Here is a 13,090-nt window from a genome sequence, read left to right as displayed (position 1 = left end):
AATGAATCCTATTTTGATGGAAGCGGATCAGCTCGCGTAGAGCCAACCGTCATCGAGGTAGACTACCTGCCTGCTAGCTTAAGCCAGAGCAGATATAGTCGAAGTAAACGCCCATTTCTTTGCCAGCATCAGCGCCGACCAAGCTAGCAGTGACTTCTTTCATAGCCTGAATGGCCTGAACAGTTGCACCAACCGGAACGCCTAGCGAGTTGTAGGTCTCTTTCAAACCGTTGAGCACGCGCTCATCGAGAATGGAGGGATCACCTGCAAGCATTGCATAGGTGGAGTAGCGGAGGTAGTAGTCGAGATCGCGGATGCAGGCAGCATAGCGACGGGTCGTGTACATGTTGCCGCCGGGGCGAGTGATATCGGAATACAGCAGGGACTTAGCCACTGCTTCCTTCACGATTTCAGCCGCATTAGCACTGATGGAAGTAGCCGCACGAACGCGCAGCTCACCAGTTTGGAAATAAGCTTTGAGCTTATCCATTGAAGACTGATCGAGGTACTTACCTTGAACGTCTGAAGCATTAATAACAGCAGTAATTGCGTCTTGCATAGGTGCGCTTCCTTAAAGTTGACTTTGAATGATGAAAAAACGAGGGCAGCCGAGGCCTACTGCAGACCGCCAACCACGTAGTCGAAGTAAGAGGCAGCTTCGGTCGCATCTTCTCCAGACATCATGGAGCCAGCAACGTTCTTCATGCAACGGATTGACTCAGCCATCGCAGGGATGGAGGTGCCAAGGGAGTTGTACATTTCACGAGCGCCGACCAGGCCAATCTCTTCGATTGGGGTAACGTCACCTGCGACTACACCGTAGGTGATCAGACGCAGATAGTAGTCCATATCGCGCAGGCAAGTTGCGGTCATCTCTTCGCCGTAGGCGTTGCCACCAGGGGAGACCACATCAGGGCGCTTTTGGAATAGCTGGTCACCAGCTTGCTTAACGATGCGCTCACGGGACTCAGTCAAGACCTGGGCGATGCGCACACGACGCTCACCAGAGGTAACAAAACCCTTGATGCGATCTAATTCGCCGGGGCTGAGGTAGCGGGCCTCAGCGTCGGCATTCACGATTGACTTCGTGACTATACTCATTAATGGATTCCTCCGAAAGAATAAACCAGATGAGTGCAACTGGCTTTCAAAAAACAAACAGCTAAGCTTTAGTCAGCTATCTCAATCTCTAACCCTACATGCCAATGCCCTGCGAACTGCTGTGCAGCTTTAAGAGCATTAACCGGCAAGAACGAGAGGAGAAGTGACGAAGGGCCTACCGTAGAGAATCAAACTTTTCCGCTTGCAAGCAAACAAGATATCAGTTCATCAGATCTACGCTTTGAGTAAGCTCATCTTGTTCGGCTCAGCTACCTTCCGTAAACATTTTCCGGCATTCCGCTGACCTTCTTAGAGGTTTGGAAATATTTCGTAATAAAGATCCTCAGAAATTGATGAGCAAGGCAAGTTCAGCCCAGTAGTCTGTACCGTGCGGATAAGGGGCGCAAAATGTTGCGCCCTTCACAGAGCATTGAACGATTGAGTTGCTTGCTCGTGGCTCCGTGCCTATTCTCCCGTAGCGCTTGCCATTAACGGCAATTGTTCGACGGGCATAGTTGAATCTGTCGGCTCAAAGCTAGGAACGACAACTTCGGCGCTTTGTTTGGTTAGACGGTTGTAGAGAATCTCAGTGTTAGGGAAATTAGCCGCTGGCAGCGTGGGGAAGCGCCGGTAGGGCACGGTATCCTCACCAAAATACTGAGCATACTCTGGGGTATCTACTAAGGCTCGGATAAAGCCACGGATACCTTCAGCCGCCAATATTTTGTTGTATTTGCGAATCTCTCCTTGGTCTTGAGGCGCTCTGCCCAGGAAGTGTTTGGTTCCCAGCTCAATCACCTTGGTGTTGGGGTAGGGGGCGTAGAACTCTTTGATATAGAGTCTAGAGCAACCCAGTCCCTCAATGAATTCTTTGAGGTTGATCTCACTATTGCTCAGCTTGCTCTCAAGCTCAGAGAACTCGCTGGCCTTAACAACATAAGGGGCAATGTCGCGTTCGAAGATCTGCCGGTAGGCCGCTTGTGCCACCGTTTTGACAGCTTTCTTATCGGCAGTGTTAGTGAGTTTGAAGATCTTCTTCTGCTCGCGCTGTACGCTCACACCCTGGCGGATGCGCTGCTTCACTTCAGGCGTAGGCCGCTCTGTAGACACAGCGCCTAGCTCAATGAAGCGAGGTGTGCTAGCCTTTTCTACCCGAGCGCCGGTGTCTTGGATGGAGCCGACTCTGAGCGATCGCATTGCCTGCCCTGCTGGCGTCAGGTAGCGCTCGTAAGGCACCGTATCTTCGCCGAAGCACTCGGTATACTCCTGAGAATCTACAATCGCGTCAACCAGCGCGTAGAAACCTTTTTTCGCACAGATATCGAAGTACTTATTGGTCTCTTGTCTGCCGTAGGTCGGACGCCCCAGCAGTCGGCGGTGAATGAACTCCACAGCCTTCATCACGTACAGCGAAGTCCAATAGCGCTTACGAAAAGTCTCTGACTTGGCAATGGCTCTGACGAAGTCGCGAACGTTGATTTCGCCTGTCTCCAGACGATTTTCAGCGACTTTGAGGCGCTGTCCAGCAAATACATCGTAGCCAAACACCTGACGGTAGATGGCGTCGATAATTGTCCTTGTGGACTTTTCGGTGAACTTGACGCTGGCTGAATTGTCGCCTGTGTAGGCATTCTGCTGCAACTTGAAGACCTTTGACCCCAGAGAGCCAGGCGCTTCGGGCCGCGCCGCTGGATTGCTGACCTGGTTATTGATACCTGCGCCCCGATGGATCAGGATGCGCCGGGTGTCTTTATTAAAGGGAGCTGGGCTGCTGCTAGGATTGCGCGTCTCTTTCGGGAAGATTGCGCCAAACTGAATCTCTAGCGGATCGTTACCTGCGCCATAGACATGCTGGTCGGGCAAGGGCTGCTCATACGAAGCAAACAGCGTGACGAACTGAGGCACCTTACGGAAAGGCGCACTGTAGTTAAACAGATCTTGTTGCGCTCCCCAGTTACGACACTCTTGAGCTTCTTGACCCAAGCCGCGAATATAGGGAACGGTTTCTTCGCCGAAGTAGTCGGCATATTCCTTAGAATCGACCAGGGCGTCGATTAACTTCGGCAGGCCGCCTTCAGAAACAATAGAGAAGTACTTTTGCACTTCTTCTCTGGAGCTAGGGCCGCGACCGAGAATATGACGGAAAGCCAGTTCTAGCGCCCGGCTGTTGATAAAGGGCTCGTAAAATTGCTTGCGATAGAGCGGTGACTTGGCTAAGCGGCGAATGAATTCCTTCATAGAAATCTCGCCATTTTTCACCTTCGACTCCAGGTCGGAAATCGACTGCGAGTAAGCGCGGGTGATATCGCGCTCAAACACCTGACGATAGGCCGCCTTGATAATATCGATTTTCTCAATCGAAGACAGGCCCGTCTTCATGGCGTAGATAGGCCGACGCTCTGAGGCGTTGTAGTAGATTTGGGGTAGCTGTAGCCCTTGCAAATCATTAGACTGGCGCTGGCGCAGTTTAACAGAAGGCGTCGGCCCCCGAAACTCAGTGAGCATGACATCGAAGTACTGACGCAGGATGTCTTGAGCTTCTGGGTCGTCTTTGAAATAGCCGACTGAAGCGCCCCGCATAGTTTGCAGCGCCACCAGAGTAGCTGGCGTAGAGCAGGCGTTTTCGATGATTTCGCGGAGGCCGCGCACGTTCACCTTAATAATGTTGGGATCGCCTGCGACGATCGCGTAGGTGAGGTAGCGCAGAAACCAGCTCATGTCCCGCAGGGACTTTTGCATGTTACTGGGGCCATAGCGAGCTACGTTAATCGGTCTGAAGCCAGGGGGGGTAGGCCCGACTTCGGGATTGTTAACCAGTAGGTTGCGGACGCTGTCTAAAATGCCGCCGCTGCTATTCTTGGTATCGACAAAGGTAGAAGTGCCTAGCTTGGTCGATTCTTTTTCGTCTAGCGCCACGCCGCCTCGGCTCATTTCCATCGGCGCGTCACCTGGCTTCTCCAGGTATGACAGGGCAGAGCCGCCAGTGAAGATACGGTTAGCCGCCTGGGAAATGATCAGCTCGGAGTAGCGAGTCACGGTCTGGGCGATCGCTAATCGCTTCATACCCGAACTAAAAAAAGTCTTGAGTTCACCGAGTTCGGTGCGCTCCATATAGCGGTCTTTTTGCTCCGCCTGAGCAATCGTGGAAGCGGGCAGGGTCTGGTAAAGTTGGGGCCGTGCTACAGAGCTGCCGCCACTGGCTGTCACTGTCATGGGTTCTCAAAGACTCCCTATATAAGAATGAGGACTCGTTAAAAGCAGTTGGTTGGGTTTCGTGTTCTCAGAGTAAAACGATTTGGAAAGGCGACTGCGGTATTGTTAAGAACCGTATTGTTTAATCGGATACCGTTACTGCGTGAGGGCTTGCCAGAACCTATCCAAAACTGCGCAAACCTTTCCCCCGACGATCATACGAGATCGTTTGAACTCTCTGAGAGTAGAGTTAAGTTTTGTAGCTTTTGTTTTCCTTCGGTTTTGCATCACTGGGCGTACCAGGTGATGCTATGAAGGTGATCTTTGAATATCTACTCAGTGAACAGTGACTATGGCAGAGTCTTCTTCGGCAGCGCGTTCAGATTCGGCAGTCAGTTCGGCTGTTGCCCAGCTTTATGATACCTATCCCTTTCCGCCTGAGCCGCTGCTAGATGAGGCTCCTCCTGGCTACAACTGGCGCTGGCACTGGCCCTCTGCCTATAGCTTTTGTACGGGCCGCAAGCCGTCGCGCGACCAGGTGCGAATTTTAGATGCGGGCTGCGGTACGGGGGTCGGCACCGAATATTTGGTTCATCTCAACCCGGCGGCTGAAGTGGTGGGGATTGACCTGAGTGCAGGCGCGATCGCCGTGGCTACTGAGCGCTGTCAGCGATCTGGCGCAGATCGAGTCGCGTTTCACAATCTCAGTATTTATGATGTCGATCAGATTCCGGGTGAATTTGACCTGATTAACTGTGTGGGCGTGCTGCACCATCTGCCTGACCCGGTCAGAGGCATTCAGGCACTGGCTAAAAAACTAGCTCCCGGCGGCATTTTCCATATTTTTGTCTATGCGGAACTCGGGCGTTGGGAAATTCAGCTGACCCAGCAGGCGATCGCGCTACTGCAAGGCGATCGCCGGGGCGACTACAAAGACGGCGTCCAGGTAGGCCGCACGCTGTTTTCATCCCTGCCTGAGCAAAACCGGCTGCGAAAACGAGAGGAGACCCGCTGGGCACTCGAAAATCAGCGAGACGAATGCTTTGCCGATATGTACGTGCATCCTCAAGAGATTGATTACAACGTCGAGACGCTGTTTGATCTCGTTGATGCTTCTGGCCTCGACTTTGTCGGCTTTTCTAACCCGCCCTATTGGGATCTGTCCCGGCTGATTGGCACCGCGCCTGATCTGGTAGCTAGAGCCGAGAAGCTTTCGGAGCGCGATCGCTACCGACTAACTGAGCTGCTCGACCCGGAGGTAACTCATTTTGAATTTTTCCTCAGCCGACCGCCGCTCGAAAAAACCAACTGGACTGATGATGAACTGCTGCTAACGGCCATTCCCGAGCGCCATCCCTGCATGGAAGGCTGGCCTAGCCGCAGCTTTTTTAACTACGACTATCAAGTTGTCTCGATTACAGAGGCAGAATTTGCCTTTTTAGAAAAGTGCGCGCCTGAACAGGGCCGGCCAGTCGCTGATATCCTGCCACAGAGCGGTTTGTCGATAGACGGGGTGCGATCGCTACAGACCCGACAGCTAATTATGTTAGCGCTACCACAAAACTGATGCCCGTTCTCTGGTCAAAACTTTTTTGCTAAGTATTGTTGCCATGATATGATCAGCCTTGGTTTGGCACAGGTTAACCCTGTCTTAAATTGACTGGTTTGACGAACTTTTTCCGCATTTTGCCGCTGTGACTTTTGCCGAAAAAACAACTAAAACGCCAGATGAATCCTTAGCAACTGAGGAATCAGACCAGGCTGAACAGGAGCCGGCTGCGGTACAACTGCCGCCCCCGACTGGAACGGCCATGCAAGATTACTATCAGCTGCAGCAAACCCTGCTCAGGCTGACGGTTGCCTTCAGTGCGGTAATTTTCCTCTTTGTTTGGGGCTTTTACTCGCTGAACACAGCGCTCAACTATGTGATCGGTGCCTGCACGGGCGTGGTTTATCTGAGAATGCTGGCCAGAAGCGTCGGCAAGATCGGTCGAGAGGCCCCCAAGTCGAGTAGCGGACGGCTAGCCGTCTTAATCGGCGTGCTGGTGGTGTCAACGCAGTGGCAGCAGCTATCGGTGCTGCCCGTCTTTTTGGGATTTTTGACCTACAAAGCCGCGCTGATTACATTCGTACTGTGGACGGCTGTCTTGCCTCAGAAAAAGGCGATGTAAGCCAGTATCAGCGCAAACTCGAAAGAGACGAAGAGAAGTAAACGAAGAGAACTAAACGGCGATGCTAAGCACCCTGCACTTTTTTGACCCTGCACTTTTAGCCAAGCTAGAAGTCGGTCAGCACTATTACTGGCATATTGGCGGCTTAAAGCTGCACGGTCAGGTATTTCTGGTTTCTTGGTTCGTATCGGCGCTGCTGATCGGCGTGGCCTTTTTAGCTACCCGAAAGGTGGAGCGTATTCCATCTGGGCTGCAAAATTTTATGGAGTATGCGCTGGATTTTATTCGCGACCTGGCCAAGGATCAAATCGGTGAAAAGGAATATCGCCCCTGGGTGCCTTTTGTCGGTACGCTATTTTTGTTTATTTTCGTCTCTAACTGGTCGGGCGCGCTGATTCCCTGGAAGCTAATTCGCATTCCGGGCGGTGAGCTGGCTGCGCCAACCAACGACATCAATACAACCGTGGCGCTGGCGCTGCTGACCTCTCTGGCTTACTTCTATGCTGGCTTTCGCAAGCGTGGGCTGGGCTATTTTGCCAAGTACATTGAGCCCACCCCAATCTTGCTGCCGATTAACATCTTAGAAGACTTCACCAAGCCCCTCTCTTTGAGCTTCAGGCTGTTTGGCAATATCCTGGCAGATGAGCTGGTGGTTGCGGTACTGGTGCTGCTGGTGCCTTTATTTGTGCCATTGCCAGTAATGGTGCTGGGGCTATTTACCAGTGCAATTCAGGCGCTGATCTTTGCAACGCTGGCGGCTGCTTACATTGGTGAAGCCATTGAAGGGCACGGTGAAGAACACGCTTGAGCTTCAGGTTTGATTTCAGGCTAGATTTTGGGAGCGATCGCCGTTCCTTGAGAGATAGAGACTCTCATTAATCTCACTCTTTACTGACTCACCGCCCTGCCTAGTTCTAGGACAGGTCAGCCGGGGAGTCAGCATTACACCTAAACACCACAAGGAAAAACATCATGAATCCTACTATTGCTAGTGCATCTGTCATCGCAGCGGCTTTGGCTGTTGGCCTCGCTGCTATCGGCCCTGGTATCGGTCAGGGTAACGCGGCAGGTCAAGCTGTAGAAGGTATCGCTCGTCAGCCCGAAGCTGAAGGCAAAATTCGCGGCACCCTGCTGCTGAGCTTGGCATTTATGGAAGCACTAACTATCTACGGTCTGGTGGTTGCACTCGTTCTCTTATTTGCTAACCCCTTCGTATAAATCGTCTCCCTATGGGGCATCGAAAGCGGGGTATTCAGCGCAATGCTTTGCCCCGCGCTTTCTAAATTTTGAATCTAGAGAAGAACCATGTGGACGGGACTGACATTACTCGCTGTTGAGGCTGTTGAAGCAACTGAAGAAGCCGGGGGGCTGTTTGATCTAGACGCGACCCTGCCGCTGATGGCCATTCAGTTTCTGATTTTGACGGCTGTGCTCAAAGCCATTTTTTACGATCCGCTAGGTCAGGCCATTGATGAGCGCGACGCCTACGTGCGCACCACGAAAAGCAACGCCCAAGAGCGCTTGGCTAAAGCTGAAAAGCTGGCTACTGAGTACGAGCAGTCGCTGGCAGCGACGCGCCGTGAGGCTCGCAGCGTGATTGAGTCGGCCCAAGCCGAGGCTCAAAAAATCGCAGATGAAAAGCAGTCAGTCGCACAGCAGGAGGCAGCAGCCCAGCGCGAATCTGTACAGCAGGAGCTAGACCAGCAGAAGACAGCCGCTTTAACCCAGCTGGAAACTCAAGTAGACGCACTGAGCGAGCAAATTCTAGGAAAGCTGCTAGGTTCAGCAGTATGAGCGGCATCGCGATGCGCTCAATCCAGATCTGAAGAAATCAAGCAGAAGCGATCAAGCAGGTATCGAAAGTGTTAACGCAAGCGTTGGGGCTGCTAGCCTCCGAGACAAAAGGATTTGGGCTAAATTTCGACATCCTCGAAACCAACCTGATTAACCTAATCATTATCATCGGCGTCCTTTTCTATTTTGGACGGGGTTTTCTGGGCGATAAGCTCAAGGAGCGCCGCGACGAGATTGAAACGGCAATTAAAGAGGCTGAGGCGCGGCAAAAGCAGGCGTCTTCCTCACTAGCCGATCAGCAGCAAAAGCTGCAAATGGCTAAAAAAGAGGCGGAGCGCATTCGAGCTGAAGCATCTGACAATGCTGAAGTAGCCCGACAGGCGGTCATGGCCCAGTCGATCAAAGATATTGAGCGGATGAAGGCCGCAGCTCAGCAGGACTTATCTTCTCAAGAAGAGCGAGCGATGCGCGAGCTGAGACAGCGGGTGTCGGCGATGGCGATTGAGAAGGTGCGATCGCGCCTGCCTGAAGTCCTCAATGAAGGCGTCCAGACCCGACTGGTTGACCAGAGCATCGCTCAGCTAGGAGATTAGGAGAACAAAACATGAGTATGGCAACTTCGGAGGTCACGGCTCCTTATGCCCAAGCGCTCCTGTCTATCGCTCAGTCAAAAGACAGCGTGGATGAGCTGAGCCAGACGGCAGCAGAGCTCATTAACTTGCTCAAAGCGTCGGACAGCCTGTCAGATTTTTTGGCCAATCCGCTGCTTTCTGATGAGACCAAGAAAGGTGTACTGACCCAAGTGCTGGGAGAAGATACCAACCTGCAGATGAAGAATTTTCTAATGCTGCTGGTAGATAAAGGACGCATCTATCTAATCGAGCCAATTTTGCAGCAGTTTCAATCCCGGGTGCGCGAGCTTAGACAGACTGTGCTGGCCGAGGTGATATCGGCGGTCGAACTCACCGACGAGCAAAAGGAAACGGTGCGTCAGCGAGTAACCAGCATGACCCAAGCCAACGCCGTTGAGCTAGAGACCCGAGTAGATCGGGATCTACTCGGTGGGGTGATTATTCAGATCGGGTCTCAAGTACTCGATGCTAGCCTGCGCGGACAGCTTCGCCGCATTGGGTTACAGCTAGGCGCGGCCACTTAGAAGGTTAGGAGAAGGTTAAGACCTCGCAGTCAGCAGGACGCAGTCTTGCTCAATTTTTTAGTACATATCGGTAGTTAGTAGAGCGACTCTTTATGGTAAGCATCAGACCAGACGAAATTAGCAGCATTATTCAGCAGCAGATAGAGCAGTACGACCAGAATGTCAAAGCTGATAGCGTCGGCACCGTCTTGCAGATCGGTGACGGCATTGCCCGCATCTATGGCCTAGACAACGCCATGGCCGGCGAACTGCTGGAGTTTGAAGACGGCACCCGAGGCATTGCCCTCAACCTGGAAGAAGACAACGTTGGCGCAGTGCTGATGGGCACCGGTCGCCAGATTCAAGAAGGCAGCACGGTTAAATCTACCGGCGAAATTGCGGCTGTACCCGTAGGCGAGGCCATGCTGGGCCGCGTTGTCGATACGCTGGGCCGACCGCTTGACGGCAAAGGTGATATTCAGACCAGCGAAACCCGCCTGATCGAATCACCAGCACCGGGCATTATTGAACGTAAGTCGGTTTACGAGCCGCTACAAACAGGGATCACGGCCATTGACGCGATGATTCCGATTGGGCGCGGTCAGCGCGAGCTGATTATTGGCGACCGACAGACCGGGAAGACGGCGATCGCCATCGACACCATTCTCAACCAGGCCGACCAGGACGTGATTTGCGTTTACGTAGCCATCGGCCAAAAAGCCTCTTCAGTCGCCCGGGTCGTGGGCGTCCTTGAAGAGCGCGGCGCACTCGACTACACCGTCGTAGTCGCCGCCAATGCCGATGCCCCCGCCGCCATCCAGTACCTGGCTCCTTACACAGGCGCTTCCATTGCTGAGTACTTTATGTACAGGGGCAAAGCCACGCTGGTGATTTACGATGACTTGACCAAGCAGGCTCAGGCATATCGTCAAATGTCCTTGCTGCTGAAGCGTCCGCCCGGACGTGAGGCGTATCCTGGCGACGTGTTTTATCTTCACTCTCGCCTGCTAGAACGAGCCGCCAAGCTCAGCCCCGAGCTAGGCGAAGGCAGCATGACCGCTTTGCCAATTATCGAAACTCAAGCGGGTGACGTGTCGGCCTACATTCCTACCAACGTGATTTCGATCACCGACGGTCAGATCTTCCTATCTTCTGACCTGTTTAACTCGGGCTTACGTCCGGCGATCAACGCAGGTATTTCGGTATCTCGCGTAGGTTCAGCAGCGCAGACCAAGGCGATTAAGAAAGTGGCCGGCAAGGTCAAGCTAGAGCTGGCTCAATTTGACGAACTGCAAGCCTTTGCCCAGTTTGCCTCTGATCTGGACCCGGCGACGCAGGCTCAGCTCGCTCGCGGCCAGCGCCTGCGTGAAATTTTGAAGCAGCCTCAGTATTCGCCTCGATCGCTGCCTGAGCAGGTGGCCGTCATCTACGCGGGCATCAACGGCAAGCTAGACGACGTTCCGGTTGATAAGGTGGCTGACTACGTGAGTGAGCTGATTGGCTATATCAACACCAGCAAGAAAGCGTTTGTCGATGAAATCAATAGTAAGAAAGTGCTGACTGATGAAGCCGTTGAGCTGTTGAACGCGGCTATCGACGAGAGCAAGCAGGCATTTATGGCGGCGGCCTAGGGAGACGCACAGATTGGGCCGCTGGCTAACCGTTTCGATAACGGACGATTGGCGGCCTGACAACAAAAGATTATGGCTAACTTAAAACTAATTCGCGATCGCATTCAGTCGGTCAAAAATACGCGCAAAATCACCGAAGCAATGCGGCTAGTCGCGGCGGCTAAGGTGCGGCGGGCTCAGGCTCAGGTCAACGCGACCCGGCCCTTTGCTGACCGCTTAGCTCAGGTGCTGTACGGCTTGCAGAGCCGCCTCAAGTTTGAAGACACTTCTGATCTGCCGCTTTTGCAGCAGCGTGACGTAGAGAAGGTGTCACTGCTGGTGATTTCGGGCGATCGCGGTCTCTGCGGCGGCTACAATGCCAACGTCATTCGCCGGGCCGAGAACCGGGCAAAAGAAATCAAGGCAGAAGGGCTAGATTTTTCCTATGTATTGGTCGGTCGTAAGGCCGTGCAGTACTTTGAGCGCCGCAACGCGCCCATCGATGCCAAGTACACGGGGCTAGAGCAAATTCCTACTGCCGCCGAAGCTTCGATGATTGCTGATGAGCTGCTCTCTCTCTTTCTATCGGAATCGGTCGATAGAGTCGAGCTAGTCTATACCAAGTTTCTCTCTTTGGTGAGCAATAAGCCGGTTACTCAAACACTGCTACCGCTTGACCCTCAGGGCTTAGAATCGAGTGACGACGAGATTTTTCGGCTCACCAGTCGGGAAGGTCGCTTGGCCGTAGAGCGCGCCGCCGCGCCACAGTCAGAAGCTGGCGAGTTTCCTAAAGACATGATTTTTGAGCAGAATCCGGCTCAAATCTTGGATGCGTTGCTACCTCTGTACCTCAACAACCAAATTTTGAGAGCGATGCAGGAGTCTGCCGCCAGCGAGCTGGCATCCCGCATGACAGCGATGAACAGCGCTAGCGATAACGCCAAAGATCTGATGAAGTCGCTGACGCTTTCTTACAACAAAGCCCGTCAGGCGGCAATTACTCAAGAAATTTTAGAAGTGGTCGGTGGCGCAGCAGCGCTAGGCTAATGATTTTCATAGCTTCGACAACCAAGCAGGGCTCCGGCTCTGCTTTTTTTATTGGCATTTGCGCAGTCTGCGACTAGCTGCATGTGAGTGGTGTGGCGATCGCCATCCCGATCTTGCACCGTTGGAATATCGCGAACTACCTCAATATAGGGAGCAGGAAACGCCAGTCTTTTGCAGCCGACCAATACCAGCGCTTTGTACCAGGAGAGCGGTCGCAGTGCTTCATCAATATGCGTTGCTGCCGCCAGATAGGTGACGCACTCTCCAAAGCCATCGACCGGTATCGCAGCTCTATCGTAGCCAGCGCCAGCCCCCTCACTGCGGTCTAGCAGCGCCATTTCAGCAGCTGATATTTCGTAAATAGCAACGTAAACGATGCCGCCGTGACAGGGCAAAAGATTGCACTTACCTGAGAAATCTGTGTAGCCGCACTTGTGGAAACGTAAAGCCATATCAGGGACAGCGGCGGTTCCTAAAAGCTGCGCTGTCGGCGATCGCTGCTGAAGACGAAGCGGGTGCAGGTTAGATCCGTAGGCAGCGTAGAGCATTCAGAAAACTAAGAGGGTTAGAGTGCCGTAAAGTGTCCATGTTTGGTAAAGGCAGGCTACAGCGTAGCCGATAGTACGGCACGCCCAGGCTCAAAAATCCGTCTGGCCCCACCGCTGGCCGCTTAGGATCGTAATAAAGGCCCATATTCGAGCCGAAGAACCAGTCAGAGCGGTTACCCCAGGCCAGCTCTAAAATGCTTCGCAGCAGTATTGGTAGCAGCAGCTGAAGTTCATTGTCCACAGGGCGATTGTCAGTATCTGGCAAGTCCAGCTCGGTGGGTAGCTGCTGAGACGCCAGCGATTTTGATGGCCTAAACTGTACCATGGCAAACACTGCGAACAGAATGACAATAAGTTAATCAAGCACACCTACTACACTTATACAGTAGTGCATAGCTACCAAAAAGTCGGCTAGTGCTCCGCCTATAGCGCAGCTTAGGGGGTGGTGAAAGCCAGGTGCGTGACAGCGAACAATCTTTACAATGACTTCGT

At 53.0% G+C, this 13,090-nt stretch carries 14 protein-coding genes; 9 read left to right on the top strand and 5 right to left on the bottom strand.

The features are described 5' to 3' along the window. Positions 1 to 73: 73 nt before the first annotated feature. The 3 genes from apcB to CKL79_RS05985 all read right to left on the bottom strand — a co-directional run bounded on the left by apcB (position 74) and on the right by CKL79_RS05985 (position 4,314). Positions 74 to 559 (bottom strand): allophycocyanin subunit beta, encoded by a 486-nt coding sequence (gene apcB, locus CKL79_RS05995; RefSeq protein ID WP_121968684.1) that lies wholly within the window; start codon positions 557 to 559, stop codon positions 74 to 76. Between the two features lie 56 nt (positions 560 to 615). Then, the gene (locus CKL79_RS05990) at positions 616 to 1,101 is read right to left on the bottom strand and encodes an allophycocyanin (RefSeq protein WP_121968683.1); all 486 of its coding nucleotides are present in this window, start codon (positions 1,099 to 1,101) and stop codon (positions 616 to 618) included. Between the two features lie 465 nt (positions 1,102 to 1,566). Beyond that, positions 1,567 to 4,314, bottom strand: a complete 2,748-nt coding sequence (locus CKL79_RS05985) for a phycobilisome rod-core linker polypeptide (protein ID WP_121968682.1) — start codon at positions 4,312 to 4,314, stop codon at positions 1,567 to 1,569. A 331-nt stretch (positions 4,315 to 4,645) separates the two neighbouring features. Here CKL79_RS05985 and CKL79_RS05980 point away from each other — a divergent pair, with 331 nt between their 5' ends. The 9 genes from CKL79_RS05980 to CKL79_RS05940 all read left to right on the top strand — a co-directional run bounded on the left by CKL79_RS05980 (position 4,646) and on the right by CKL79_RS05940 (position 12,050). Next, positions 4,646 to 5,860, top strand: coding sequence for a class I SAM-dependent methyltransferase (locus tag CKL79_RS05980; RefSeq protein ID WP_121968681.1), 1,215 nt, complete (start codon positions 4,646 to 4,648; stop codon positions 5,858 to 5,860). A gap of 127 nt (positions 5,861 to 5,987) precedes the next feature. Further along, the gene (locus CKL79_RS05975; protein WP_240518702.1) at positions 5,988 to 6,464 is read left to right on the top strand and encodes an ATP synthase subunit I; all 477 of its coding nucleotides are present in this window, start codon (positions 5,988 to 5,990) and stop codon (positions 6,462 to 6,464) included. Between the two features lie 61 nt (positions 6,465 to 6,525). Next, positions 6,526 to 7,272 carry a F0F1 ATP synthase subunit A gene (gene atpB, locus CKL79_RS05970; RefSeq protein WP_121968680.1) on the top strand — a complete coding sequence of 249 codons (747 nt, stop codon included), beginning with the start codon at positions 6,526 to 6,528 and terminating at the stop codon, positions 7,270 to 7,272. A gap of 164 nt (positions 7,273 to 7,436) precedes the next feature. Further along, a complete protein-coding gene (gene atpE, locus CKL79_RS05965) occupies positions 7,437 to 7,682 on the top strand; it encodes an ATP synthase F0 subunit C (protein ID WP_121968679.1) in 246 nt (81 codons plus the stop codon). An 87-nt stretch (positions 7,683 to 7,769) separates the two neighbouring features. Continuing rightward, positions 7,770 to 8,258 (top strand): F0F1 ATP synthase subunit B', encoded by a 489-nt coding sequence (locus tag CKL79_RS05960; protein WP_121968678.1) that lies wholly within the window; start codon positions 7,770 to 7,772, stop codon positions 8,256 to 8,258. Between the two features lie 68 nt (positions 8,259 to 8,326). Next, a complete protein-coding gene (locus tag CKL79_RS05955; protein WP_121968677.1) occupies positions 8,327 to 8,851 on the top strand; it encodes a F0F1 ATP synthase subunit B in 525 nt (174 codons plus the stop codon). A gap of 11 nt (positions 8,852 to 8,862) precedes the next feature. Then, positions 8,863 to 9,414, top strand: a complete 552-nt coding sequence (gene atpH, locus CKL79_RS05950; RefSeq protein ID WP_121968676.1) for an ATP synthase F1 subunit delta — start codon at positions 8,863 to 8,865, stop codon at positions 9,412 to 9,414. Positions 9,415 to 9,506: 92 nt separating this feature from the next. Next, positions 9,507 to 11,024, top strand: coding sequence for a F0F1 ATP synthase subunit alpha (gene atpA / locus CKL79_RS05945; protein ID WP_121968675.1), 1,518 nt, complete (start codon positions 9,507 to 9,509; stop codon positions 11,022 to 11,024). Between the two features lie 72 nt (positions 11,025 to 11,096). Then, a complete protein-coding gene (locus CKL79_RS05940) occupies positions 11,097 to 12,050 on the top strand; it encodes a F0F1 ATP synthase subunit gamma (protein WP_121968674.1) in 954 nt (317 codons plus the stop codon). Here the strand turns inward: CKL79_RS05940 and CKL79_RS05935 are convergent. Beyond that, positions 12,047 to 12,598, bottom strand: a complete 552-nt coding sequence (locus CKL79_RS05935; protein ID WP_121968673.1) for a gamma-glutamylcyclotransferase family protein — start codon at positions 12,596 to 12,598, stop codon at positions 12,047 to 12,049. The two genes, CKL79_RS05940 and CKL79_RS05935, sit on opposite strands and share 4 nt — an antisense overlap. Then, entirely contained in the window at positions 12,573 to 12,923 is a 351-nt protein-coding gene (locus CKL79_RS05930; protein WP_121968672.1) for a hypothetical protein, read from the bottom strand. Before CKL79_RS05930 ends, CKL79_RS05935 begins: the two co-directional genes overlap by 26 nt. Between the last annotated feature and the right edge of the window lie 167 nt (positions 12,924 to 13,090).

The organism is Leptolyngbya sp. BC1307, assembly GCF_002286735.1.
Taxonomy (GTDB): Bacteria; Cyanobacteriota; Cyanobacteriia; order Phormidesmidales; family Phormidesmidaceae; genus Phormidesmis.
This window is presented reverse-complemented; position numbering and strand designations above follow the sequence as displayed.